Source organism: Helicobacter pylori oki112 (genome assembly GCF_000600085.1).
Classification (GTDB): Bacteria; Campylobacterota; Campylobacteria; order Campylobacterales; family Helicobacteraceae; genus Helicobacter; species Helicobacter pylori_CY.
On the sequence record NZ_CP006821.1, the window covers coordinates 25,309 to 48,617 of the forward strand.

Genomic DNA, 23,309 nt, shown 5'->3' on the forward strand with positions numbered 1-23,309 from the left:
TTAATGGGATTTTGATATTAATGAGGCGTTTTTGCCCTTTCAAAAAAAAAAAAAAAAGGTTTTTGTAGCGTTTCTAAACAAATATGAAACAAATGAAAATGATTTTAAAAGAAATGAGGTTGTTTAATAGGGGGTGGCTATAAAAAAAGGGTTTTTAACTTTGGTTGTTTTTGGTTTGCTACTTTAGATTTGTTGTAAAAAGGATTTTCTTAAATTTCTTAAGAGGAGTGTTTTGCAATCATTCCCGACTCAAGGGTTTGCTTGTAAAAGTGGAGTTGTCCTTGAGTTTTGGGGCGTTTGCATGCGGTTATTTAAAAATTACCGCTCGCTTGGTGCGAGATCCTTACTCTTTTAAACAAGGCCTTGAGCGTTTCTTAAAGTTTAACCAACACTTTGTTAAGACAAAGCCTAATCCCCCACATAGACTTGTCTTGGGCGCGTGATCCTAGCTTGCGGGCTTTTGACATGCTCTAATAATTGAGCGCACCAGCCCACGGTTCTGCCAATGACAAACACCGGCGTGAAGAAACGCACCGGGATTTTTAAAGCCCTTAAGATCGTGCCGGAGTAAAAATCCACATTAGGGTAGAGATTCCTTTCAATGAAATACTCGTCTTTTAGCGCGATTTCTTCCACTTTCGCGGCGATTTCGCTCAAGCGTTCATCCATTTTAACGCCTTTTTGGTGCAGTTCGTCTTTTAGACCTTTTAAGATTTTAGCGCGCGGATCGTAGCTTTTATACACTCTATGCCCAAAGCCCATGAGTTTGAAACTGTCGTTTTTATCTTTCACGCGCGCGATGGTTTTATCCACATTTTTCACATCGCCGATTTCTTCTAATTGTAAAAGCACTTTTTCATTCGCTCCGCCATGCAAATGCCCCCACAAAGCGCTAATGCCAGCGCTAATGGCGGCATAAGGATGCACGCCGGTGCTAGCGACATTCCTTACTGTGGTAGAAGAGGCGTTTTGCCCATGATCAGCGTGTAGGGTTAGGATTTTATCAAAGGCTTCCACTTCTAGGGGTGTGATTTCTACTTCGCCTTGAGTGGTGTGTTTTAAGCGGCTATAAGGATACCCTCTCAGCATGAAAAGGATATTTTCCACATAAGAGCGTGCGATATCCGGATAAATGATGGGTGCTCCCACTTCATTACGATAGCAAATAGCCGCAAGCGTGGGGATTTTAGCGACAATCCTTCTGGCCATAGTCTGGTAATCTTCTTCAGTGTGCATGTTTTGGTGCGTGGAATAAAGGGTAGATAAAATAGACACACCGCTAGAGAGTTTCGCCATAGGGTGGGCGTTACTAGGGAAAGCTGAAAACATGTTGAGTAAGCTCTCATGCACAAAGCTTCTGTGGCGCAATTCCAGTTCAAATTCCAAGCTTTCATCTTGATTTTTGGGTAATTCCCCTGTGAGTAAGAGTCTGCACACATCTACATATTTGTATTTGGCGACTAAATCTTCTATTCTATGCCCTCTGTAATACAATTCGCCTTTTTTGCCGTTGATATAGCTGATCTTAGATTGGCACCCGGCGGTAGAAGAATACCCTGGATCGTAAGAAAAAAACCCGGTCGTTTCAAAAAGTTTGGAAAAATCCACCGCTTTAGGCCCACGAGTGCATTCAATCGTTTCAAATTCATAGCGTTCATTATTTTCATTATTGATTAAAGTAACAGACATTGTGATTCCCTTAAGTTTTGATAATATTCAACTCCTAATTATAAGCCAAAAAATTAAATGATTTCTTTTTAAAAACATTCCGTTTTTTCAAGTTATTTCCAACCGCTACTTTTAAACACGCATTCAAAAAAAAGATTTTTAGGGGTTATATAGTATTTTTGCGCTAGTATAGTTACTTGAATTTTATAAAAAGGATAAGAGATGGCTTACAACCCTAAAATTTTACAAAAGCCTAAAGAGGGCGAAGAAATTACGATTAAAGACAACAAATTGCATGTGCCAAACCACCCTATTATCCCTTTCATTGAGGGCGATGGCATTGGATCGGATATTACCCCTGCGATGATTAAAGTGGTGGATAGCGCGGTTCAAAAAGCGTATAAGGGCGAGAAAAAAATCGCATGGTATGAGGTGTTTGTGGGCGAAAAATGCTATCAAAAATTTAAAGATCATAAGGAATTAAGCCCCGAAGAGCAATGGCTCTTACCGGACACTATTGAAGCGATCAACCATTATAAAGTTTCCATTAAAGGGCCTTTGACCACGCCTATTGGTGAGGGGTTTAGATCTTTGAATGTAGCGTTACGCCAGAAAATGGATCTGTATGTGTGCTTGAGACCGGTAAGATGGTATGGGAGTCCGAGTCCGGTTAAAGAACCACAAAAAGTGGATATGGTGATTTTTAGAGAAAATTCTGAAGACATTTATGCGGGCATTGAGTGGCAAGAAGGCAGTGCGGAAGCGAAAAAACTCATTCATTTTTTACAAAATGAACTAAAGGTTAAAAAAATCCGCTTCCCTGAAAGCAGCGGCGTAGGGGTAAAACCCATTAGTAAGGAAGGCACAGAGAGGCTAGTGAGAAAAGCGATTGAATACGCTATTGATAACGACAAGCCAAGCGTAACTTTTGTGCATAAGGGCAATATCATGAAATACACTGAGGGAGCATTCATGAAATGGGGCTATGCGCTCGCTCAAAAAGAATTTAACGCTCAAGTCATTGATAAAGGTCCATGGTGTTCTTTGAAAAACCCTAAAACCGGTAAAGAAATCATCATTAAAGACATGATTGCTGATGCGTTTTTGCAACAAATTCTCTTACGCCCTAGCGAATACAGCGTCATTGCGACCATGAATTTGAACGGGGATTATATCTCTGATGCGTTAGCGGCGATGGTGGGGGGCATTGGTATCGCTCCTGGGGCTAATCTCAATGACACAGTGGGCATGTTTGAAGCCACCCATGGCACCGCTCCTAAATACGCTGGGCTGGATAAAGTCAATCCGGGGTCTATTATTTTGAGCGCGGAAATGATGTTAAGGCATATGGGCTGGGTGGAAGCGGCTGATTTGATCGTCTCTGCGATGGAAAAAGCGATTAAGAGCAAGAAAGTTACTTATGATTTCGCTCGTTTGATGGATGGGGCTAAAGAAGTTAAATGCTCTGAATTCGCTAGCGTGATGATTGAAAACATGTGAAAGAGCGTTTTTTAAGCTCTGGTGTTTGAATGCGATTGTTAGGCTAATACTATCATAAGGAATGAAATTGATAAAATTTGTGCGTAATGTGGTTTTGTTTATTTTAACGGCGATCTTTTTAGCGCTCATGCTTTTAGTGAGCTATTGCATGCCCCATTATAGCGCGGCTGTCATTAGTGGGGTGGAAGTCAAAAGAATGAATGAAAATGAAAACACGCCCAATAATAAGGAAGTAAAAACCCTTGCTAGAGATGTCTATTTTGTGCAAACTTACGACCCTAAGGATCAAAAAAGCGTAACCGTCTATCGTAACGAAGACACGCGCTTTAGCTTTCCTTTTTATTTTAAGTTTAATTCGGCTGATATTTCAGCCCTCGCTCAAAGCTTAGTCAATCAGCAAGTGGAAGTGAAATACTATGGTTGGCGGATCAATTTGTTTAACATGTTCCCTAATGTGATTTTTTTAAAGCCCTTAAAAGAGAGTGCTGACATTTCAAAGCCCATTTTTAGCTGGATTTTATACGCTTTGCTGTTAATGGTCTTTTTTATCAGCGCGAGCTCTGTCTGCACTTTATTTAAGAGCAAAGCTCATTAATTCTTTCAGGCTTTGTTGGAAAATCACAATGGGGTTATTGGAGCGTGTATTAAAAAGCTCAATATAGGGCAAACTGATGCTGTGAAAAGCGGTGTTATTTTCCCTCAAATTGATAGCGATTTTATAGTCTAGCTGGTGGGATTTCAATAAAAAATCATTCAGCAAACAATCATTAATCAAGCCCAAATTGTCATGGCTAATCAAAAGCATTTTGGCTTTTAATTTTAGGGCAAAATTTAGCATGTTTTCTTCTAAAGTGATGGGCACGCATAACCCCCCAGCCCCTTCAACGATGACTAAATCGTAAGTTTTGGTGAAATGGTGAAGGCGTTGGGTTAAATTGTCCGTGTCAATGGGGGCGTTTGGATCTTCTTCTTGTTGGGCGATGAGGGGGGCTGAAGCTTTATGATAACGATAGAATGAAATGTCTTTTAAGGTTAAAGAGCGATCCAAAAGGCGGTTATCTTGCAAGAACAAATGCGCATCGCTAGAGTGGTTAATGGCGTCATTAACGCCCGTTTCAATGGGCTTTAATAGAATCGTTCTAACGCCACAAGCGTTGCAATATTTTGCTAAGAGCCTAGCGCATGTGGTTTTTCCGGCATTGGTGTTAGTCGCGCTGATAAAGAGCATGGTTTAACCTTTGAAATGATAAGCCCCATCAAAGATTTGAGCGGTCAATACATTTTTAATTTGTGGTAACTTCACATCTTTAAGTGCTTCTCTTGGGACTTCAATGACTAACTCCTCAAACGCTTGGTCGCTTAAAGGGTTATCAATATCAAAAATGAAACTCAATGTGTTGTGGAGTGAGTTATACGAAACCTTGTCAATCAACGCATAATTTAGTCTAACGCCCTCTGCTTGCTCTATGGCGGTTACGATACTTTTAGATAGTCTAGGGCTGATGTTACCAAGTTGTGTCGCTAAATCTGTCGGTGAAATAAAGCAATACCCCGCATCGGTGTCTATGGTGTTAGCAAGCACTTTAGCAATCAATGTCCTACTCACTTTTTTACCTTTTAGCATCGCATTGACAAGGTTATTGACTTGAATGTTGTGGTTATAACTTGCTTTAAAACTCTTACTTTTAGAGCATCTTTGTAAATCTAGTCTTTTAATAGCTTGTAGCTCGTATTGTTGGATTTTGTCCATATCAAAAGAGCGACCAGGATAATTTCGTTCCGCTCCTAAACTGCTATAAATAGAAGTTTTAATGTGGCGTTCAATGTAGGCTTTACAAGGAATGTTAAATCCCTCAATGTCTTTAGGCATTCCCATTGCTTTTAATTTTGTCGTAGAAAGCTCTTCAAAACTAACGCCATAATTTTCCATATTTTTCTTTTCAAAGAATGTATAGACTTTATTGTGTAAGCGTGTGAGAGATTGAGTTAAAGGGATAGTGAATGTGATGTCGGTGAATTTCGCCCACACATCTCCAAAGTCATTAGGTAAAGCACTCACCAATTCCACTTTATCAGTCTTTGCGTTGTCGCAATAACAAATCGCCGCTTGATTGAATAGTCTCGCTAACAATAATAAGTAGCTCGCTAAATCAAATGTGCTACTAGGTTCGTTTGTGAATACAAAAAAGCTAGTCTCTTTATCAGGGATAAGGTCGTCTTTTAGGTCCTCTTTCCAATACCCAATCACTTGAATATACCCTACAAAGTGTCGCTTACTATCCAATAGTGATTTTAGCTGTCGTGTCCTTTTCATATTGTCTTTTTGAGTGTAGCGGTATTTTTTAACAAATTTATCGCTAGACATAAAGTCTTTCATTGTGGCGTTGCTATTAAGGGCAGTGTATCTGTCCATAAATTTTTGTCCAAATAAATTACGAAGTGTCCTATAAATATTAGTATTCCCTTTAAAGAAGTCTTTAGCTTTTATAGGTTTATGTAAGTCTATTTTAGTGGGTTTGTTTTGCCAATATTTAACTATTTTATCGGCGTCAGCTTTAATATAACCGCTTTTGAACGCACTGATTAGCGCTTTTTGTTGTTTTTCAGTAAAGTCTTTATAAAAAGCGTCTTTAAAAGGTCTAAACGCAGAGATAGTCCCAAAAGGTAGTCCGCTTTTAATTTTATTGACAATGCTATTGAGATTAGTGCTCTCAATTGTAGAGCCTTTAATAGTCTCTGTGTTTTGTTCTCTTTTAAGTCGTGAGAGTTCCTCACCAAACGCATCTAGTGTCGCTCTTAAAGATAAGCTCTCTTTTATCTTTACTCTGGGTTTATTTTGTCTAGCTAATTTCCTGTCCGCTAACGCTTTATCAATAGATGCTGTCAAAGAAGTGTTTCTTTGTGGCTCATCAACAAATTCTAAAAAGTCGTAATTCAATAGCATTTTGTGTCCTTTTCTTTAAGCGAGATTGTAGCACTTTATCTTTGAGCTTTCAGCGGGTCATTAGGGTTTATTTGGTATAATACCAAAACTTCATTTAAGGTTGGTTCTTATGAATATTTTATTTGGGATTAGCGACACGCAAGAATGCTATAACGCTATTAAATTCGCTGTCAAATTAGCCCATTCGCTTAAAGAGGTCCGTTTCACCTTATTGCATGTGAGCATGGAAGTGTTTATTTATAGCGAAAGCGGGATGATGGATTATGGCCAAACAGAAGCCTTAGAAGAAGAAAAAGCTAAGGCTTTGTTAAAGCAATTTGAAGACGCTTTCAAAAAAGAAAATATAGAGTGCGAGAGCGTTCTAAAAAGCGGTGATTTGATTGATGTGGTTTTAGAAATGGCTAAGGATTATGATTTGTTATTGATCGGAGCGAGCGAATCTAATTTGTTGTATCGTTTGTTCATTTCGCACCAAAATAGCTTGGTTGAACAATCCAGTATCCCTGTTGTGATCGCCAAGTAGCCAAGTAGCATGGATAAGTAGCATGAAAATGTATAACATACCCACCCCCACCATGGCGCAAGTGATCATGGTTGATGACCCCATTACGACAGCGGAGTTTGTCATCTCTGCTTTGAGGGATTTTTTTGACAAGTCTTTAGAAGAGGCTCAAGCTCTCACATCAAGCATCCATCGTGATGGCGAGGGGGTTTGTGGCGTCTATCCTTATGATATTGCTAGGCATAGGGTAGCATGGGTTAGGGATAAAGCCAGAGAGCTGGATCTCCCTTTAAAATTATTGGTAGAAGAGATAAAATAATGGCTAAATTCAATCAAGATCTCAATGAAGTTCTAAACCAAGCTTTAAATTTAGCCCTGGATCTTAACCACGCCCTTTGCACCACAGAGCATGTGCTACTAGTCATTTTAGAGCATGAGAGCGGGGCAAAGATTATTGGCGCTTTAGAAAGAGATGACTATGATAAATTAAAACAAATCCTTAAAGACTATTTGTTGCAATACGTGCCTTTAAAGAGCGACCCAGCCAAAATGCCTGCCAGGAGTTTTGTGCTATTAAGAATGCTTAAAAGAATGTATGCGAGTGGTTTTGAGAGCGTGGGCGTGGAAGAATTGCTTATTTTAATGCTGGATCACCCCGATTGTTACGCTTCAAAACTCATGGATAGTTTTGGCATCGCTCGTTTGTATTCTAATCCTGCTTCATTGGATTTGGATAACCATGGTATTCCTAATGACATTAATGATAATGAAGAAGCACCCAAAAACACTCCCCTAAAAAAATACGCTAAAAATTTGAGCGCTTTAGCCCAAGACAACGCTTTAGATCCAGTCATTGGCAGAGAAGAAGAGATTTTAAGAGTGATAGAAATTTTAGGGCGCAGAAAAAAGAATAACCCGCTTTTAATTGGCGAAGCAGGGGTGGGCAAAACCTCCATCGCTGAAGCTTTGGCTTTAAAAATCGCTCAAAAAGAAGTGCCGGAGTTTTTGCAAGAATATGAAGTTTATTCTTTGGATTTAGCCTTAATGGTGGCTGGGGCAAAATACAGAGGGGATTTTGAAAAACGCTTGAAAAAAACGCTCAAAGAAATCCAACAAAACGGCCGTATCATTTTATTCATTGATGAAATCCACACCCTTTTAGGCGCAGGGAGCAGTAACGCTGGGAGCTTGGATGCGGCGAATATATTAAAGCCGGTTTTAACGGATGGGGGCTTGAAATGTTTAGGAGCGACCACTTTTGAAGAATACCGCAGCGTGTTTGAAAAAGACAAGGCTTTTAATAGGCGCTTTTCAGTCATAAAAGTTGAAGAGCCTTCTAAAGAAGCGTGTTACTTGATTTTAAAAAAGATCGCTCCCCTTTATGAAGAACACCACCAGGTGCGTTATGATGAGAGCGTGTTTAAGGCATGCGTGGATTTAACGAGTGATTACATGCATGATAAATTCTTGCCGGATAAAGCGATTGAATTATTAGATGAGGTGGGATCGAGGAAAAAAATCAACCCTAAAAAGGGCAAAAAAATCGGCGTTGATGACGTGAAAGAAACGCTCGCTCTGAAGCTTAAAATCCCTAAAATGCGTTTGAGCAGCGATAAAAAAGCCCTTTTAAGGAATTTAGAAAAATCGCTTAAAAATAAGATTTTTGCCCAAGCAGAAGCGATCAACCTCGTCAGCAATGCGATTAAAATCCAGTATTGCGGGCTTTCTTCTAAAAATAAGCCTGTGGGGAGCTTTTTATTCGTGGGGCCTAGTGGGGTGGGGAAAACAGAATTGGCTAAAGAGCTGGCCTTGAATTTGAATTTGCATTTTGAACGCTTTGACATGAGCGAATACAAAGAAGCCCATAGCGTGGCAAAGCTTATCGGGAGTCCTAGCGGTTATGTGGGGTTTGAGCAAGGGGGGTTACTAGTGAATGCGATTAAAAAGCACCCGCATTGTTTGCTGCTTTTAGATGAGATAGAAAAGGCCCACTCTAATGTGTATGATTTGTTGTTGCAAGTGATGGATAACGCTACTTTGAGCGATAATTTAGGCAATCAGGCGAGTTTTAAGCATGTGATACTGATTATGACTTCAAATGTGGGGAGTAAGGATAAGGACACGCTAGGGTTTTTTAGCGCTAAAAACACCAAGTATGATAAAGCCGTTAAAGAGCTTTTGACCCCTGAATTACGATCCAGGATTGATGCGATCGTGCCGTTTAACGCGCTCAGTTTGGAGGATTTTGAACGCATTGTCTCTGTGGAATTAGACAAATTAAAAGCCCTAGCGCTAGAGCAAGACATAACCTTAAAATTCCATAAAGAAGTTGTGAAATTCATCGCGCAAAAAAGCTATCAAACGACTTTAGGAGCGAGAGAAATTAAAAAAATCATTCACAATGAGATCAAAACCCCATTAAGCGATCTATTGCTCTTGCAATCGTTTAAAAAACCTTGTAAGATCGCTTGCTTGCTAGAAAAAAACCAATTGGTTTTAAAAGAAATCAAGCGTGCGCAAAAGGTGAAAGAAAATGACTTTTGAAATGCTTTATAGTAAAATCCATAGGGCTACTATCACAGACGCTAATCTCAATTATGTAGGCTCGATCACCATAGATGAGGATTTAGCCAAGTTCGCCAAGCTCAGAGAGGGCATGAAAGTGGAAATCGTGGATGTCAATAACGGCGAACGCTTCAGCACCTATGTGATTTTAGGGAAAAAAAGGGGCGAAATTTGCGTCAATGGCGCAGCGGCCAGAAAGGTGGCCATAGGCGATGTGGTGATCATTTTAGCTTATGCGAGCATGAATGAAGATGAGATCAATGTGCACAAGCCATGCATCGTGCTAGTGGATGAAAAGAATGAAATTTTAGAAAAATAAGGGATTAGAGATGGATTTTAGTCAATTGGGCGGGCTATTAGACGGCATGAAAAAAGAGTTTTCCCAACTAGAAGAAAAGAATAAAGACACGATCCACACTTCCAAAAGCGGTGGGGGAATGGTGAGCGTGAGTTTTAATGGGTTGGGGGAGTTAGTGGATTTGCAAATTGATGACAGCCTGTTAGAAGATAAAGAAGCGATGCAAATCTATTTGATGAGCGCTTTGAACGATGGGTATAAAGCCGTAGAAGAAAACCGAAAAAATTTAGCCTTTAACATGCTGGGGAATTTTGCTAAATTGTGATGCTTCACAAAGCCCTTATCGTTCTATTGGTTTTTTTGAATGGCTTAGGGGCTTATGATTTCAAGCATTGTCAGGCTTTTTTTAAAAAAGCGAGCCTTCAAAAAGGGGGCGTGGCTTTAAAAGAATTGCCTAAAGGCGTGTATTTATATTATTCCAAAACCTACCCTAAACACGCCAAAGTCATCAAATCCGATCCTTTTGTGGGGCTATATTTGTTGCAAAGCGTGCCAAGCGAGTATGTTTATACCTTAAGGGATTTAGACAAAGACGCCCTGATAAGGCCAATGGCTAGTATAGGGACTAATCAAGCCACAGAAACGCGATTATTGGTGGGGCAAAAAGGTTATGACCGCTACGCTCAAATTTCACAAAAGATTCAAAAAAATGGCGTTATCAGCAATATTTGCTATCAAATGCTAGGGCTAGGGGTAGGGGGGAATGGCTTTATAGAAACGAAATTTATCAAGCGCTTTTTAAACCAGCAAGAGCCTTATTATGGGGATATTGGGGTGCGTTTAGAAGAACATCACAAGCGTTTAGTGGTAGCGCAATTTGATCCCTTTTTCCCTAAAAACCCTTTTTTAAAAAACGATGAAATCCTAGCGATCAACCATCAAAAGATCCACTCGTTAGCGGAGTTTGAATGGGTGGTGAGCAATCTTAAATACCAAAGCCTTGTAAAAGTGGAAATCAAACGGAACCATAAAATCAAAGAAGTAACGCTCAAAGTCAATAAGCGTTATGGGGGGTTTTTACTCAAAGACACTTTTTTAGAGCGCTATGGCATCGCTTTAGACGAGCGTTTTATCATCACTAAAATAGGCACTCATTTGCCCAAAGGCTTGGATTTTTTAAAGCTTGGGGATAGGATTTTATGGGTGAATCATAAAAGCGTTTCGTTCAACCCGAAAGCTTTAAGAGAAGCGTTAAGCGCGCCTAAAATTGAATTATTAGTCTGGCGTCAAGGCTTTGAATTTTACATTAAAGTCCGTTGAAACATTGATGAAAAATGACGCTTATGAGATTATTCTTTCTTGGTTTATCACGCCTCTCACGGCGATTTTAGGGCGTTTCGCTGAATTTTTCCTCTACACCTTGCATGCGCAATTGGTGTTTAATAGCGTGGTCGCTTTGGCGTTCATGCTCTTTGCTTACAGAAGTTTGAAAGAACAGAATTTCTTCAGCGCTAGCGCACTTTTAGAATCGTTATGGTTTGTGGGGTTTTTTGCACTTTTTAACTACGCTTTAAAAAACCCTTCGCGCTTTTATGAATTGTTTCAAAACGCTATTTTTATTGCACCTAACATGATCACTCAAAGCCTTTCTCAAAGCTTGAGTAACTTTTCTAACCACGCGCTTTCTTTAGATTTTATCTTTAATCATGGTTTTTATGCCCTTAGTTTTATCAGCGATTTGAGCCATAATGAAATGTCCGTGTGGCTTTTTTTAAGTATTTTGCAAGCGCTTTTTTTGAGCGTTCTGTTTGCGATCATCATTTTAGTGTATTTGGAAGTGCATGTGTGGTGCTCTTTAGGGGCGCTGTTTTTAGCGTTTGGGTTTTTCAAAACCTGGAGAAGCGTTGTGGTTATATGCCTAAAAAAGTGCTTCGCTCTTGGGTTTTACAAGCCTTTTTTGTTGTTGGTGGGGTTTTTGAACGTGTCGGTTACTAAGGCTTTAATAGACGCTCATATGCAAGAAAAACAAGACTTAAGCCTTTTATTGGTGGTAGCGTTATTTTTGTGTTGCGTTTTTATCATAGGCGTGCCTTTTTTCATCAACGCTTTGTTTAGGGTGCAAAATAGCCTTAAAGAAACTTACAAACTCGCCACCAATTTGAGCGCTAACCTCAGCCAAAACGCTCTCAATTCCTTACAATATATCACGACCTCGCCCGCTCCCTCTAGCGTTTCTCCTTCTACAAGCGGTAGCGTTTCTAAAGAAAAAGAAACGCATTCCCCCACATTTAAGGTAGAAACCACTCAATTAGATGTAAAAATCCCAAATTTCAAGCAAAAAAAGGTTAAAAAAGATACAATAAATACAAAAAATGAAATTTAAATAAATAGGAATTTAATGAGAATTTTTTTTGTTATTATGGGACTTGTGTTTTTTGGTTGCACCAGTAAGGTGCATGAGATGAAAAAAAGCCCTTGCACATTGTATGAAAACAGGTTAAATCTCGCATGAAAGAAAAGCCTTTCAATAGCGAGCAATTGAACTATTTAGAAGAGCTTTTAAGCCACCAAGAAAAGCATTTAGAAAACAAGCTTTCTGGTTTTTCGGTGAATGATTTGGACATGCAAAGCGTGTTTCGGCTGGAAAGAAACCGCTTGAAAATCGCTTACAAGCTCTTAGGCTTGATGAGTTTTATCGCTCTTATTTTAGCGATCGTGTTAATCAGTGTTCTACCCTTACAAAAAACCGAACACCATTTCGTGGATTTTTTAAACCAGGACAAGCATTACGCCATTATCCAAAGAGCGGATAAAAGCATTTCCAGTAATGAAGCGTTGGCTCGTTCGCTCATTGGGGCGTATGTGTTAAACCGAGAGAGCATTAACCGCATTGACGATAAATCGCGCTATGAATTGGTGCGCTTGCAAAGCAGTTCTAAAGTGTGGCAACGCTTTGAAGATTTGATTAAAACGCAAAACAGCATTTATGTGCAAAGCCATTTAGAAAGAGAGGTCCATATCGTCAATATTGCGATCTATCAGCAAGACAATAACCCCATTGCGAGCGTCTCTATTGCAGCTAAACTCATGAATGAAAACAAGCTGGTGTATGAAAAGCGTTATAAAATCGCACTGAGCTATTTGTTTGACACCCCGGATTTTGATTACGCTTCCATGCCTAAAAACCCTACCGGCTTTAAAATCACCCGCTACAGCATCACTGAAATCGCGCCGACTAACAGGAATGATTGATGCGGAAATTTTTATATGCCCTCATGGGCTTTTTGTTGGCTTTTAGCGCTTTAAAAGCCGATGATTTTTTAGAAGAAGCTAACGAAACAGCCCCGGCGCATTTAAACCACCCCATGCAGGATTTAAACGCCATTCAAGGGAGCTTTTTTGATAAAAACCGCTCAAAAATGTCCAACACTTTGAACATTGATTACTTTCAAGGGCAAACCTATAAAATCCGCTTGCGTTATGCGATGGCGACCTTATTGTTTTTTTCAAAACCCATTAGCGATTTTGTTTTAGGGGATAAGGTGGGCTTTGACGCGAAAATATTAGAAAGTAACGATCGTATTTTACTCATCAAACCCCTACAAATTGGCGTGGATTCCAATATCAGCGTGATTGATAATGAGGGTAAGATTTTTTCTTTCTATGTGTTTTCTACCACTTTCACTAGCTCCAAACACCCTAATTTACAGGTTTTCATAGAAGATAAAAATTATTATTCTAACGCTTTTATGAAGCCACAAAATAAAGAAAATGCCCTTGAAAATGCCCTTGAAAATGCCCCCACAAACAACAAGCCCTTAAAAGAAGAACCCTTAAAAGAAGAAAAAGAAGAAACCAAAGAAAAAGAAGAAGAGACTATAATTATTGGCGATAACACTAACGCCATGAAAATCGTTAAAAAAGACATTCAAAAAGGCTATAGGGCTTTAAAAAGCTCTCAAAGGAAATGGTATTGTTTAGGGATTTGTTCTAAAAAATCCAAACCCTCTTTGATGCCTAAAGAAATTTTTAACGACAAACAATTCACTTATTTCAAATTTGACAAAAAATTAGCACTCTCTAAATTCCCGGTGATTTATAAAGTCGTTGATGGCTATGATAACCCGGTAAATACTAGGATTGTGGGCGATTACATTATCGCTGAAGACGTTTCGGCTAAATGGACTTTAAGGTTGGGCAAGGACTATTTGTGCATCCGTTTTGTCAAAAAGGGTAAAGATGAATAAGTGGCTTAAGGGGGCGGTTGTTTTTGTAGGGGGTTTTGCAACGATTACAACAATTTCTTTAGTCTATCATCAAAAGCCAAAAGCCCCCTTAAATAACCAGCCTAGCCTTTTGAATGACGATGAGGTGAAATACCCCTTACAGGATTACACCTTCACTCAAAACCCACAGCCAACTAACACAGAAAGCTCCAAAGACGCTACCATCAAAGCCTTACAAGAACAGCTAAAAGCCGCTTTAAAAGCCCTAAACTCCAAAGAAATGAACCACTCTAAAGAAGAAACTTTTACTAACCCTCCCATAGATTTAAAAGCAAACACAACCCCCCCTAAAAAAGACTTTTCTTCAAAGCAATTAGATTTACTAGCCGCTCGCATCACCCCCTTCAAACAAAGCCCTAAAAATTACGAAGAAAACCTGATTTTCCCCATGGATAACCCTAAGGGCATTGATGGTTTCACTAACCTTAAAGAAAAAGACATCGCTACTAATGAAAACAAGCTTTTACGCACCATTACAGCCGATAAAATGATACCCGCCTTTCTCATCACGCCCATTTCTAGCCAGATCGCTGGTAAAGTCATCGCGCAAGTGGAGAGCGATATTTTCGCTCACATGGGAAAAGCCGTTTTAATCCCCAAAGGCTCTAAAGTCATAGGCTATTACAGCAACAATAACAAAATGGGCGAATACCGCTTGGATATTGTATGGAGTCGCATCATCACTCCCCATGGCATCAATATCATGCTCACTAACGCTAAGGGGGCGGACATTAAAGGTTATAACGGCTTGGTGGGGGAATTGATTGAAAGGAATTTCCAACGCTATGGCGTGCCGTTACTGCTTTCTACGCTCACTAACGGCCTGTTGATTGGGATCACTTCGGCTTTAAACAGCAGAGGCAATAAAGAAGGAGCCACCAATTTCTTTGGGGATTACCTCTTAATGCAATTGATGAGACAAAGCGGCATGGGGATCAATCAAGTGGTCAATCAAATTTTAAGAGACAAGAGCAAAATCGCTCCTATTGTGGTGATTAGAGAGGGAAGTAGGGTCTTCATTTCGCCCAATACTGACATCTTTTTCCCTATACCCAGAGAGAATGAAGTCATCGCTGAGTTTTTGAAGTGACTCAAAAATCCCAGATTAAAAACGCTATAATAACCCTAAAAAACAAAAGAGAGCCTGACAAGAAAACGCATGAAAATTAAAAATATCTTACTGAGTGGGGGGAGCGGCAAGCGCTTATGGCCTTTAAGCCGTAGCCTATACCCTAAGCAATTTTTAAAGCTTTTTAACCATAAAAGCTTGTTTGAATTGAGTTTTAAAAGAAACGCTTCATTAGTAGATGAAACGCTCATTGTGTGCAATGAAAAGCATTATTTTTTAGCCCTAGAAGAAATAGAGAATGAAATCAAAAACAAAAGCGTGGGTTTTTTATTAGAGAGCTTGAGTAAAAACACCGCTAACGCCATTGCTTTGAGTGCTTTAATGAGTGAGAGGGAAGATTTGCTCATCGTTACGCCAAGCGATCATTTGATTAAAGATTTTCAAGCGTATGAAAATGCAATCAAAAAAGCGATTAATTTAGCCCAAAAAGGCTTTTTAGTCACTTTTGGGGTGAGTATTGAAAAGCCCAACACGGAGTTTGGGTATATTGAAAGCCCTAACGCTCTAGATGTCAAGCGATTCATTGAAAAGCCAAGCTTAGAAAAAGCGATAGAGTTTCAAAAAAGCGGGGGGTTTTATTTCAATAGCGGCATGTTTGTTTTCCAAGCGGGCGTTTTTTTAGACGAACTAAAAAAGCATGCCCCTACTATTTTAAAGGGGTGTGAAAGAGCGTTTGAATCTTTAGAAAACACGCATTTTTTTGAACAAAAGATCGCTCGTTTGAGCGAAAAGAGCATGCAAGATTTAGAAGATGTGAGCGTGGATATAGCGTTAATGCAACAAAGCCATAAAATCAAAATGGTAGGATTAAACGCCAAATGGAGCGATTTAGGGAATTTTAACGCTCTTTTTGAAGAAGCGGCTAACGAGCCTAAAGAAAATGTCAGCTTGAATCAAACGCCTGTTTTTGCCAAAGAGAGCGAGAATAATTTAGTGTTTTCTCATAAAGTGAGCGCTCTTTTAGGCGTTGAGAATTTAGCGGTCATTGACACTAAAGACGCTCTTTTAGTCGCCCATAAAGATAAGGCTAAAGATTTAAAGGCTTTAGTGAGCGAGATAGAAACGCATAATCAAGAATTATTACAAACGCACACTAAAGTCTATCGCCCTTGGGGGAGTTATGAAGTCTTGCATGAGAGCGGTTGTTACAAGGTTAAGATTTTGGAAGTCAAACCAAACGCTAGGCTTTCTTTACAAAAGCATTTCCACAGGAGCGAACACTGGGTGGTGATTAGCGGGATGGCGAGCGTGGAATTGGATCATAAAATGTTTGAATTGCAAGCTAATGAGTCCACTTATATCCCTAAAAACACCTTACACCGCCTGGCTAATTACGGCAAAATCCCTTTAATTATCATAGAAGTTCAAGTGGGCGAGTATGTCGGTGAAGACGATATTGTGCGGGTTGATGATGATTTTAGCAGACAAAATCAAAAAAATTTAATATAAGGAACAATAATGAAAGAAAAAATCGCTTTGATCACCGGGGTTACCGGGCAAGACGGGAGCTATCTGGCTGAATACTTGCTGAATTTGGGTTATGAAGTGCATGGGTTAAAAAGGCGTTCTTCTAGCATCAACACTTCTAGGATCGATCATCTGTATGAAGATTTGCACAGCGATCATAAAAGGCGTTTTTTCTTGCACTATGGGGATATGACCGATAGCTCTAACCTTATCCATTTAATCGCTACCACTAAGCCCACAGAAATTTATAATTTAGCCGCTCAAAGCCATGTGAAAGTTTCTTTTGAAACCCCCGAATACACCGCTAACGCTGATGGTATTGGCACGCTAAGGATTTTAGAAGCCATGCGGATTTTAGGCTTAGAAAATAAAACACGATTCTATCAAGCCAGCACGAGCGAATTGTATGGCGAAGTCTTAGAAACCCCACAAAATGAAAACACCCCCTTTAACCCACGAAGCCCCTATGCGGTCGCTAAAATGTATGCCTTTTACATCACCAAAAATTACAGAGAGGCTTACAACTTGTTTGCGGTTAATGGCATTCTTTTTAACCATGAGAGTAGGGTAAGGGGCGAAACTTTTGTAACCCGTAAAATCACACGAGCCGCTAGCGCGATAGCGTATAACTTAACGGATTGCTTGTATTTAGGGAATTTAGACGCTAAAAGAGACTGGGGGCATGCCAAAGATTATGTGAAAATGATGCATTTAATGCTCCAAGCGCCCACTCCACAAGATTATGTGATCGCTACAGGAAAGACCACGAGCGTGCGCGATTTTGTGAAAATGAGCTTTGAATTTATCGGCATTGATCTAGAATTTCAAAATACAGGGATTAAAGAAATCGGTTTGATTAAAAGCGTTGATGAAAACAGAGCGAACGCTTTACAATTGAATTTAAGCCATTTAAAAGCAGGCCAAATCGTGGTGCGCATAGACGAGTGCTATTTCAGGCCTACTGAAGTGGATTTGCTCTTAGGCGATCCCACTAAGGCTGAAAAAGAGCTGGGCTGGGTTAGGGAATACGATTTAAAAGAGTTGGTTAAGGACATGTTAGAATACGATTTAAAAGAATGCCAGAAAAACCTTTACTTGCAAGATGGGGGCTATATTTTAAGGAATTTTTATGAATGAGATTATTTTAATCACCGGCGCCTATGGCATGGTGGGGCAGAACACGGCGTTGTATTTTAAAAAAAATAAGCCTGATGTTACTCTACTCACCCCTAAAAAGAGCGAATTGTATTTGTTGGATAAAGACAACGTTCAAGCTTATTTGAAAGAATACAAGCCTACAGGCATTATCCATTGCGCCGGGAGAGTGGGGGGCATTGTCGCTAACATGAACGATCTTTCAACTTACATGGTTGAGAATTTACTCATGGGCTTGTACCTTTTTTCTAGCGCTCTAGATTTGGGCGTGAAAAAAGCCATTAATCTGGCGAGCTCTTGCGCTTATCCTAAATACGCCCCTAACCCTTTAAAAGAGAGCGATTTATTGAACGGCTCTTTAGAGCCAACGAATGAAGGCTACGCTTTAGCCAAACTCTCTGTGATGAAGTATTGCGAGTATGTGAGCGCTGAAAAAGGCGTTTTTTATAAAACTTTAGTGCCTTGCAACCTTTATGGCGAGTTTGACAAGTTTGAAGAAAAAATAGCGCACATGATACCAGGGCTTATCGCTAGGATGCACGCCGCTAAATTAAAAAATGAAAAAAATTTTGCGATGTGGGGCGATGGCACGGCCAGAAGAGAATATCTAAACGCTAAAGATTTAGCCAGATTCATCGCTCTCGCTTATGAGAGTATCGCTCAAATCCCTAGCGTGATGAATGTTGGCTCTGGAGTGGATTACAGCATTGAAGAGTATTATGAAATGGTCGCTCAGGTTTTAGACTATAAGGGCGTGTTTGTTAAGGATTTATCCAAACCAGTGGGCATGCAACAAAAGCTTATGGATATTTCCAAACAAAAGGCTTTAAAATGGGAATTGGAAATCCCTTTAGAGCAGGGCATCAAAGAAGCTTATGAGTATTATTTGAAGCTTTTAGAGGTTTGAAATAAAATCAAGGCTCTTATGGGGCTATAAAAACGCTCCGCTATTAGGCGTCAGGCTAGCGGTAGTTGCGATATTGTGATTATAGATTAACTTCAAACAAGCTTGAGCCATTAAAAAGGGGTTTGGTCGCTTCGCTCTCAATTTCAAGTGCTTTTTATCATCAATATCAAGCTCGCTTTTTTTGTAACACCCACCATAAAACCCTTTTGTTGTAAGTTTTCTCAAATAGATTGAGTATAGTAGACTTAGACTTAGCTTAGGTGATCTCTAAAAAATTTTTAGAGGGCAAAGGCGTAGGGTTTTAAAAAGCGCCTTAGCAAATCCTAGGCAATAATTCGCCTTCTGGCGTCTCTAAAATCCTTTCAAAACCCCATGCGTTCTTTAAAACCACGCTAGGATAGGGGTTTTCAAGCACTTCGCCAATCACGCAAGCGTTTTTAGCTTTTTCGTTACTTTTTAAAATTTCTAAGGCTTTAGGGGCGTCTTTTTGATTGAGCGCTAAAACAAACACCCCCTCATTGGCTAGTGCGTAGGGTTCTAGCCCTAAAATCTCACAAATCCCTTTCGTTTCTTCTTTTAAGGGGATTTTTTCTTCTTCTATAACGATTTTCACTCTGGAGCTGTTCGCCCATTCATTCAGCACGCTCGCTAACCCGCCCCTAGTCGCATCTCTTAAAGCATGAATTTTGAGATCGCTTAAAAATAGGGGTTTTAATAAGGGATAGAGCAGCTGGCAATCGCTTTGAAGATTGGTTTTAAGCTTGATTTCATGACGCATCGCAAACAAGCTTGCCCCATGATTGGCGATAGTGTCGCTTATGATAATGGCTTGGCCTTGTTTTAAATGGCGCGAAGAAATCCCTGGCTTGATGATTTTACCAATACAGGTTGTGTTGATAAAAAGCTTATCCACGCTCCCCTTTGGCACGACTTTAGTGTCTAGGGAGAGGAGTTTCAGGTTGGCTTTAAACAATTCTTTTTGTATGGATTGTAAAATTTGTTTTAAGAGAGAAATTTCTAAGCCTTCTTCTAAAATAAAACCCATATTCAAATACAAAGGTTCGCCCCCTTGCACGCTCACGTCATTCGCGCTCCCGCAAACGCAAAGCTTGCCTATATCGCCCCCATTAAAAATCAAGGGCGTGATGACAAAACTATCCGTGCTTGTGCAATATTCCCCACTAGCTTTAAATGTGGGGGCGTCTTCATCAAACGCAACGATAAATTCTTTTAAATAGGGCATAAAGACTCGCTCAATTAAAGCGTTTGTTTCTTTCCCTCCGTTCCCGCATGCTAGAGTTACGCTATCCATTTTTATCCTTTTATCCTTTTTTGATGATTGTAGGGTTGAAATACGCCATTAAGGCTTGACCGATAGGGATACTGCTATCGTTAGGGGGGAAATGCTTGTGGAAAAAATACTGCCTCTTTAGCTCTCTCAATCGTTTGGCTAATTGTTCGCATAATAATTGGTTGCAAAACACGCCCCCACTGCACACCACCACATGCTCTTTAAAAGGCGCGATTAAAGCGGTAATGATTTCTACTAGGCTGTTAAAAAATTTCTTAGCGATGCGTTCAGGCTCTAAAACGCCCAAATCCTTTTCAAACGCTTGATAAAATTCTTTTAAACACACCACGCTGTTTTTGATTTTAAAAGGGTAAAAAGCGATCTCATCGCTTTGTAAGGCTAGATTTTCTAAAACCTGCCCGCTCTCTGCTTCAAAACTAATCGTTCCTGTTAAACCCAAACTAAACGCTACTATATCAAACAAACGCCCTATGGAATTGGTGGCGATGCTTTGAATTTTTTTGTCATGCATTTGTTGGAAAATTTCTAATTCGTCTTCTTTAAAATGCTTTTGAACGCGTTTTAAAAGCTTGTTGAGTTGGTGTTTTAAAGCGATTTCTAAAACCAGGCGTTTAGGCTCTTTGATCGCTTTTTGCCCCCCCAAAAGCCAAAATTCTTCAAACCTGGCCATCTCTTCAATGCGTTCCAAATCCCCCACAAAACACTCCGCCCCATAAATCTTATTTTCATAAGCCCCACTCCCATCCCAGACAATGCCTATAAAAGGGTGATTTAAATGCGGATCTTGTAATAATGCGTCTAAAACGCTCGCTAAAAAGTGGGCATGGTGGTGCTGGACTTGCAACAAGGGCGTATTAAGTTCAAAAGCTATTTTAGTGGTGGTATAATTTTTATGCTTATCGCAAGCTAAGAGCGTGGGTTTAAAATCATAGGTTTTTAAGAAAAAATTCAAAGTTTCTTTAAAGTGTTTTTCATTTTCTAAAACGCTCAAATCCCCACAAAAAGGCGAGAGTAACAAGGTAGAAGTTTCACTATCCAATAAACTAAAATACCCTTTTTGCTCCGCTCCAAGCGCTAAAATCTTTTTGGGCGGATGGTTAGAGCGTTTAGGCAAAGTGAGATAAAGAGGGGCAAACCCCCTAGCCAAACGCATGGGGCGAATGGCGTTGTCTATGCATTGTGCGATGCTGTCATCAATCCTATGGATGATAGCGCGATTGTGCGTGAGCTTAAAATCAAAAATGAAACTCAAGGCGTCAATCTCAGCCTCATCGCTCGCTAAAGGGAGGGAGCTGAAATTCGCGCTCGTGAATATAATAGGGAAATCCAATAAATCCAGCAATAAAGCATGCAAAGGGGTATAGGGCAAGATGACGCCATAAAAGGGGGAGTTTTTGGCGATATTAGGGGCTAATTGCGTGTTCGGTTTTTTACGCGCTAAAAGAATGGGGGCACTTGTAGAATTCAAGCTCTCGCATTCTAACGCGTTCAAAAACGCATGCTGTTTGGCTGTGTTCAAATCTTTAAACATGAGCGCGAAAGGCTTTAAGGGGCGGTTTTTTAAAAGCCGTAATCTTTCTATGGTTTGAAAATTCCTCGCATCGCACAAGAGAGCAAAGCCTCCCAAACCTTTAAGAGCGATGATTTTACCCCTTTGAAGGTCTTTAGCGCATTCTAAAAGAGCGTCATCATTTTTGAATCGCTTGTAATTGAGCGCGATACCGCACTTTTTGCAGCTGATGCCTTGAATGTGGAAGCGCTTATTGGTGGGGTCTTGATAGGTAGAAGTGCAAAATTCACAGAGTTTGAAAGGTTTTAAGGCGGAGTTTCCTCTGTCATAGGGCAAGGCGTTTAAAAGGCTGTATCTCGCCCCGCACTTCGCGCAAGAATTGAAAGCGTAATGAAAATAGGGGGAGTTTTTATCTCTGATCTCGCGCAAGCAATCCTTGCACACGCCTAAATCTTTAGGGATTTGGCTGAGCAGATTTAAGGGGTGGTTCTTGCTTTCTAAAATCCTAAAATCATTGAAATGAAGCGCCTTATCATAAGGGCTAATAATGATTTTTTCAACCAACGCTAAAGGGGGCAATCCTTTTTTGAGAGCGTTTAAAAAAGACTCTGTTTTATGAGCGGGTAAGATGATTTCTAAAGCCGCTTGGGCGTTACGCACAAAGCCTACAAGCTCTAATTTTTGAGCCAGGGTATAAACAAAAGGGCGCATGCCCACGCCTTGAACCACGCCAAAAAGCGTGATTTTATTCAATAAAGTTGCATCGTTACACAATGCAAACTTCCATGCTGTTTGATTAAAGTGTTGCAATCAACCCCTATCACCTCTAAGGGCGTGTGTTGTTTTAAGGTTTCTAAAATGAGTGCGTCTTTAGGGTCGTTGTAGGTTGGCACAATAAGAGCGTTATTGCACAATAAAAAATTCACATAAGTCGCCGGCAAGCGTTGTTGGTTTTCATCAAAAATGGCTTTAGGGATTTCTAGGGGGATGAGTTTATAAGGCGTGCCGTCTAGTTTTTTAAAGGTTTTTAATTCTTCTTGCATTTTTTTTAAGGCTGTGTAATGCTCATCGTTTTTATCCTCGCATGCGCTATAAACAATAGTGTCTTTATCTAAAAAGCGAGCGAGCGTGTCGGTATGGCTATCCGTGTCATCGCCCTTTAAATAGCCGTAAGAATACCACAGCACTTGTTTAGCCCCTAATTCCTTTTTAAGCATGTTCTCTATTTCATTTTGATTCAAATGGGGGTTACGATTTTTTTCTAACAGGCATTGGGTGTTGGTTAAAACGCTCCCAGCCCCATCGCTTTCTACGCTCCCACCTTCTAAAATATAGGGCATCGTTTTTAAAGGGTGTTTTAAAAACCCTAAACTTTTGAGTTTGAAATTCACCTGATTGTCTAAATTGGACGGGTATTTTAACCCCCAGCCATTAAAACCAAAATCCAAGCACTCTAAAACGCCCTGATTTTCAATACTGATCGCTCCAAAATCCCTAGCCCATGTGTCGTTAGTATCGACCTTTGCGATCTCTACGCCCGGTAAGTTTTTAAGCATTTCATAGCCGATAGTATCGTTATTATGGACGCACACTAGCACTTTAGCGTGTTTGGCTATGGTTTGAATGATGTTTAAAAAGCTCTCTCTGGCTTCTTTGATGCAATACGCCCAATCGCCAAACTCATGGGGGAACGCCATTAAAATCGCTTGGATTTTTTCAAACTCCGCTAACATTCTTTTCATTCAAAATATCCTTTTAAATAACTATAACACAATCTCATTCAAATCGCGTTTTTAAAACAGATTCAAACGCTTTTGTGCGGTTTGAAAATATTCTTTTTCTAACTCTATACCGATAAAATTCCGTTCTAAATTTTTGCACGCTAAGCCGGTAGTGCCGCTCCCCATGAAAAGATCTAGAACGATGTCATTAGGGTTTGTGTGGATGGAAATGATTTTTTCCATTAAGGCTAGGCTTTTTTGCGTGGGGTGTTTGGTCTTTTCAATTCCGCTCACCACAGGGCTTTTTAAAATCAAGGGTCGTAAATATTTTTCATTTTTGGGTTT

At 40.0% G+C, this 23,309-nt stretch carries 22 protein-coding genes and 1 pseudogene; 16 read left to right on the plus strand and 7 right to left on the minus strand.

Annotated elements, in window-relative coordinates:
- Nucleotides 1-408: 408 nt before the first annotated feature.
- A complete protein-coding gene (locus HPOKI112_RS00140; RefSeq protein WP_025309525.1) occupies nt 409-1,689 on the minus strand; it encodes a citrate synthase in 1,281 nt (426 codons plus the stop codon).
- A gap of 201 nt (nt 1,690-1,890) precedes the next feature.
- Here HPOKI112_RS00140 and icd point away from each other — a divergent pair, with 201 nt between their 5' ends.
- Together icd and HPOKI112_RS00150 are read left to right on the plus strand one after the other, a co-directional pair.
- Nucleotides 1,891-3,168, plus strand: coding sequence for an isocitrate dehydrogenase (NADP(+)) (gene icd / locus HPOKI112_RS00145; RefSeq protein ID WP_022576234.1), 1,278 nt, complete (start codon nt 1,891-1,893; stop codon nt 3,166-3,168).
- Nucleotides 3,169-3,235: 67 nt separating this feature from the next.
- Nucleotides 3,236-3,763, plus strand: coding sequence for a DUF1523 family protein (locus tag HPOKI112_RS00150; protein WP_001912830.1), 528 nt, complete (start codon nt 3,236-3,238; stop codon nt 3,761-3,763).
- On the opposite strand, the gene bioD is transcribed toward HPOKI112_RS00150, so the two are convergent.
- Nucleotides 3,740-4,396: a dethiobiotin synthase gene (bioD, locus tag HPOKI112_RS00155; protein WP_025276545.1), complete on the minus strand. Its 657-nt coding sequence runs from the start codon at nt 4,394-4,396 to the stop codon at nt 3,740-3,742. The genes HPOKI112_RS00150 and bioD overlap by 24 nt on opposite strands.
- Nucleotides 4,397-4,399: 3 nt before the next feature.
- A complete protein-coding gene (locus tag HPOKI112_RS00160; RefSeq protein WP_025309526.1) occupies nt 4,400-6,112 on the minus strand; it encodes a hypothetical protein in 1,713 nt (570 codons plus the stop codon).
- A gap of 109 nt (nt 6,113-6,221) precedes the next feature.
- On the opposite strand from HPOKI112_RS00160, the gene HPOKI112_RS00165 reads away from it, so the two are divergent.
- The 14 genes from HPOKI112_RS00165 to HPOKI112_RS00230 all read left to right on the plus strand — a co-directional run bounded on the left by HPOKI112_RS00165 (nt 6,222) and on the right by HPOKI112_RS00230 (nt 18,421).
- Nucleotides 6,222-6,635: a universal stress protein gene (locus HPOKI112_RS00165; RefSeq protein ID WP_001023008.1), complete on the plus strand. Its 414-nt coding sequence runs from the start codon at nt 6,222-6,224 to the stop codon at nt 6,633-6,635.
- A 22-nt stretch (nt 6,636-6,657) separates the two neighbouring features.
- Nucleotides 6,658-6,933 (plus strand): ATP-dependent Clp protease adaptor ClpS, encoded by a 276-nt coding sequence (locus tag HPOKI112_RS00170; RefSeq protein WP_025276546.1) that lies wholly within the window; start codon nt 6,658-6,660, stop codon nt 6,931-6,933.
- Nucleotides 6,933-9,158: an AAA family ATPase gene (locus HPOKI112_RS00175; protein WP_025309527.1), complete on the plus strand. Its 2,226-nt coding sequence runs from the start codon at nt 6,933-6,935 to the stop codon at nt 9,156-9,158. Before HPOKI112_RS00170 ends, HPOKI112_RS00175 begins: the two co-directional genes overlap by 1 nt.
- Nucleotides 9,148-9,498, plus strand: a complete 351-nt coding sequence (panD, locus tag HPOKI112_RS00180) for an aspartate 1-decarboxylase (protein ID WP_025276548.1) — start codon at nt 9,148-9,150, stop codon at nt 9,496-9,498. The genes HPOKI112_RS00175 and panD overlap by 11 nt, the downstream gene beginning before the upstream one ends.
- Nucleotides 9,499-9,508: 10 nt before the next feature.
- Nucleotides 9,509-9,802: a YbaB/EbfC family nucleoid-associated protein gene (locus tag HPOKI112_RS00185; protein ID WP_000347915.1), complete on the plus strand. Its 294-nt coding sequence runs from the start codon at nt 9,509-9,511 to the stop codon at nt 9,800-9,802.
- Nucleotides 9,802-10,797 carry a PDZ domain-containing protein gene (locus tag HPOKI112_RS00190; RefSeq protein WP_025275450.1) on the plus strand — a complete coding sequence of 332 codons (996 nt, stop codon included), beginning with the start codon at nt 9,802-9,804 and terminating at the stop codon, nt 10,795-10,797. The genes HPOKI112_RS00185 and HPOKI112_RS00190 overlap by 1 nt, the downstream gene beginning before the upstream one ends.
- A 7-nt stretch (nt 10,798-10,804) precedes the next feature.
- Nucleotides 10,805-11,860, plus strand: a complete 1,056-nt coding sequence (locus HPOKI112_RS00195) for a type IV secretion system protein (RefSeq protein ID WP_025275451.1) — start codon at nt 10,805-10,807, stop codon at nt 11,858-11,860.
- Between the two features lie 15 nt (nt 11,861-11,875).
- Nucleotides 11,876-11,989 carry a hypothetical protein gene (locus HPOKI112_RS00200; RefSeq protein ID WP_001217873.1) on the plus strand — a complete coding sequence of 38 codons (114 nt, stop codon included), beginning with the start codon at nt 11,876-11,878 and terminating at the stop codon, nt 11,987-11,989.
- Nucleotides 11,986-12,729, plus strand: a complete 744-nt coding sequence (locus tag HPOKI112_RS00205; RefSeq protein WP_025309528.1) for a VirB8 family type IV secretion system protein — start codon at nt 11,986-11,988, stop codon at nt 12,727-12,729. The genes HPOKI112_RS00200 and HPOKI112_RS00205 overlap by 4 nt, the downstream gene beginning before the upstream one ends.
- Nucleotides 12,729-13,724 (plus strand): TrbG/VirB9 family P-type conjugative transfer protein, encoded by a 996-nt coding sequence (locus HPOKI112_RS00210; protein ID WP_025276550.1) that lies wholly within the window; start codon nt 12,729-12,731, stop codon nt 13,722-13,724. The genes HPOKI112_RS00205 and HPOKI112_RS00210 overlap by 1 nt, the downstream gene beginning before the upstream one ends.
- The gene (locus tag HPOKI112_RS00215; RefSeq protein ID WP_025275454.1) at nt 13,717-14,853 is read left to right on the plus strand and encodes a DNA type IV secretion system protein ComB10; all 1,137 of its coding nucleotides are present in this window, start codon (nt 13,717-13,719) and stop codon (nt 14,851-14,853) included. Before HPOKI112_RS00210 ends, HPOKI112_RS00215 begins: the two co-directional genes overlap by 8 nt.
- Before the next feature lie 69 nt (nt 14,854-14,922).
- Nucleotides 14,923-16,341 carry a mannose-1-phosphate guanylyltransferase/mannose-6-phosphate isomerase gene (locus HPOKI112_RS00220; RefSeq protein WP_025276552.1) on the plus strand — a complete coding sequence of 473 codons (1,419 nt, stop codon included), beginning with the start codon at nt 14,923-14,925 and terminating at the stop codon, nt 16,339-16,341.
- Between the two features lie 9 nt (nt 16,342-16,350).
- Nucleotides 16,351-17,496 carry a GDP-mannose 4,6-dehydratase gene (gene gmd, locus HPOKI112_RS00225; protein ID WP_025275456.1) on the plus strand — a complete coding sequence of 382 codons (1,146 nt, stop codon included), beginning with the start codon at nt 16,351-16,353 and terminating at the stop codon, nt 17,494-17,496.
- Complete coding sequence (locus tag HPOKI112_RS00230) at nt 17,489-18,421, plus strand: GDP-L-fucose synthase family protein (protein WP_025275457.1); 933 nt, start codon at nt 17,489-17,491, stop codon at nt 18,419-18,421. The genes gmd and HPOKI112_RS00230 overlap by 8 nt, the downstream gene beginning before the upstream one ends.
- Nucleotides 18,422-18,734: 313 nt before the next feature.
- Here the strand turns inward: HPOKI112_RS00230 and hypE are convergent, their stop codons facing one another.
- The 4 genes and pseudogenes from hypE to HPOKI112_RS00255 all read right to left on the minus strand — a co-directional run.
- Nucleotides 18,735-19,733 (minus strand): hydrogenase expression/formation protein HypE, encoded by a 999-nt coding sequence (gene hypE, locus HPOKI112_RS00240; RefSeq protein ID WP_025275458.1) that lies wholly within the window; start codon nt 19,731-19,733, stop codon nt 18,735-18,737.
- Nucleotides 19,734-19,743: 10 nt separating this feature from the next.
- Nucleotides 19,744-21,996: a carbamoyltransferase HypF gene (hypF, locus tag HPOKI112_RS00245; RefSeq protein WP_025309529.1), complete on the minus strand. Its 2,253-nt coding sequence runs from the start codon at nt 21,994-21,996 to the stop codon at nt 19,744-19,746.
- The gene (locus HPOKI112_RS00250) at nt 21,993-22,985 is read right to left on the minus strand and encodes an agmatine deiminase family protein (RefSeq protein WP_025276555.1); all 993 of its coding nucleotides are present in this window, start codon (nt 22,983-22,985) and stop codon (nt 21,993-21,995) included. Before HPOKI112_RS00250 ends, hypF begins: the two co-directional genes overlap by 4 nt.
- Before the next feature lie 51 nt (nt 22,986-23,036).
- Nucleotides 23,037-23,309, minus strand: a pseudogene (locus HPOKI112_RS00255) (DNA-methyltransferase); the annotation flags it as partial.